The 2,143-nt window shown below is 64.8% G+C and carries 3 protein-coding genes; all 3 read right to left on the bottom strand.

The genetic code is table 11. The features are described 5' to 3' along the window. Positions 1-355: hypothetical protein (locus tag MKL09_RS29580; protein WP_244025531.1), on the bottom strand; the 355-nt coding region annotated here is incomplete at its 3' end. Between the two features lie 245 nt (positions 356-600). After that, positions 601-831, bottom strand: a complete 231-nt coding sequence (locus tag MKL09_RS29575) for a hypothetical protein (RefSeq protein ID WP_244025530.1) — start codon at positions 829-831, stop codon at positions 601-603. A gap of 29 nt (positions 832-860) precedes the next feature. Then, positions 861-1,706, bottom strand: coding sequence for a helix-turn-helix domain-containing protein (locus MKL09_RS29570; RefSeq protein WP_244025529.1), 846 nt, complete (start codon positions 1,704-1,706; stop codon positions 861-863). Between the last annotated feature and the right edge of the window lie 437 nt (positions 1,707-2,143).

Here is a 2,143-nt window from a genome sequence, read left to right as displayed (position 1 = left end):
CGCCATGCTCAAGGCGTGTTGATGGAAACGATCCTTGACGCTCGTCTACCGCGGGCACGTACCGAGAGCTTTGGGCAGACTGCGACGCACAGGCTACTCGAAACCGGGCTGGGACTTGAACCATGAGTGGAGGCATCTTCCCGCTGCGCCGAACCGGCGAAAAGCGATCCCCTATCGCCCGCGTCGACATCTGGTCCCGCTGTGCTCGCAGGTCCTTGAGGATCACCTCGGCACGCGCCGTCTGCAGGCTGATGGCTTCACCGCTGACGAGCAGTTCCACGGCAGCGATGTCGACACGGGCGATAGGGGATCGCTCTTCCCCGCTTCGGCGCAGCGGGACGATGCCTTCACTCATGGTTCAAGTCCCCGCCCGGTTTCGAGTAGCCTGTGCGTCGCAGTCTGCCCAAAGCTCTCGGTACATGCCCGCGGTAGACGAGCGTCAATGATCGTTTCCATCAACACGCCTTGATCATGGCGGGCTTTGTCACCCAATGCCGCTCTTCGTACTACCCGTCACCGCGTAATTGTGCCGTCTCCACCGCCAGCGCTGACTCGCGGCCGGCCTGATCAGTCGGCGTCGCCTACCGCTTGTCGGCAGCTTCAGGCGCTAATGTCGGATACGTCCGCGAGCCGAAGTGACCAGACGACATAGCCGTGTGGGTCGACAAGATAGATCGCATTGGCCCGCAGCCTGAGCATGTCCACGTCGATGGCCTTGGCTAGGGCGATGGCGCTTGTCCCATCCTCGGCGGTGATGACCTCTTCGTGCAGGGGCTCATCAAGCGCCCCATCAGCTCGGCGCAGCGCCACACAGAATCGAAAGTCCCGCATCGTTCGTCAGATCGTCCAGCCGCATGCGGTCACGACATAGCGCGAGAGCCCCGTGACGGACCTGCGACAGAATCTTGCCCTGGCACACCGCGAGCCCGAACCGCCGCTCGTCGGCAGCCTTTCTTCGGTTTGGTTTTTCCCGATTCTGACAGGACTAGAACTTCAGTAGGCGTGCTGGTCACGTTTTTGACCCCTCCCCCTCGGGCAGGGGATGCGATCGAGGACCATCCAGATTTGGATAGTGGGTCTCGCGTCCGAGCCAGCCGCAGCCAAGCCAGCCATTCTGGCGAGACGATGCGCACGATGTTGGTGTCGTTGCGGAAGCCGGTGATCTGGCGCTCCTCGACGGTCAGCAAACCCAGCCGGGCCGCCTCGCGGATCGCGTTCTTCACCGTAGACCGGCACACGCCGGCCACCGCGGCCATGTTCTCGATCGACAGGCGACAATCCTTCCGACGCACGACCTCGGCAGCCACCAGGGCGAGGACCGCCTGCTCGGCCAGCGTGAACCGGGCCGCGAGCCCCGGTGGAAGCCGCCCCGAGGCGGCCCAGCGGCGACGGCGCTCCATCGAGGCATCCGTGCGCGGGCGCGAGCCGACGGCCCTCCTGGGCGATCCTACACGAGGCTGGGAAATGCCGGGATCCTCGGCATTTGCGGTCCCCGAATCGGGGGAGCGCAAAACCTGTGTGACCCCTAGGGTATCGCCCCGCCGTGGGGCGGACAGGGTCCGCGCCTCGATCAGGCCGGACAGGCTCTCCGCCTCGGCTTCCGTGACCTTTCCCTCCCCGTAGGCGCGCCAGAGCAGGGCAGTCACGGACGGCAGGGTGATTCGGGTCGCGGCCTCAATGGCGCGCCTCAACTCGTCGGCAAACATAGTCCTCGGCCCCGTAAAAGGGCCGCAACGAGTCGTTCCGGGCCGCCGCGAGGGCGTCCGGTCCACAAGGCAAAGCCTCATCGTCGCGGGAATTGGCGTTCCCGCTTGACGCCCGGGGGCGTCTCATGGCTTGTGGGGAGTGCTTACCGGCCCCACAGGCCATTTTTGATTTTCGACGGCCCTCCAGTTTGGCGACTGGGGGGCCGTTGGCTTTTCAGGGGTCGACTTGCGGCGGCGGGGTCTCCTGATGGTTCCGGCGACTCGCACAGAGCACGCTCCAGCTGGACATGGCATGTGGGCCGGACGGCACGGCTAAGTCAACGTTGAGGAGCCGCTGTGACCGAGCTTGATGGGGTTGAGCGTGAGATCGCTACCTTGAAGAGAGCGTCCTGTCCGTGTTGCGCGCATGTGAAGACCCAGACCTTTCCGCGTAAGGG

The sequence above is a fragment of the Methylobacterium sp. J-048 genome, assembly GCF_022829515.1.
GTDB lineage: Bacteria > Pseudomonadota > Alphaproteobacteria > Rhizobiales > Beijerinckiaceae > Methylobacterium.
This window is presented reverse-complemented; position numbering and strand designations above follow the sequence as displayed.

Bases quoted from the DNA above. Each gene is read 5' to 3' on its own strand.
- MKL09_RS29570 (WP_244025529.1), bottom strand. From the start codon at position 1,706: ATGTTTGCCGACGAGTTGAGGCGCGCCATTGAGGCCGCGACCCGAATC.
- MKL09_RS29575 (WP_244025530.1), bottom strand. From the start codon at position 831: ATGCGGGACTTTCGATTCTGTGTGGCGCTGCGCCGAGCTGATGGGGCG.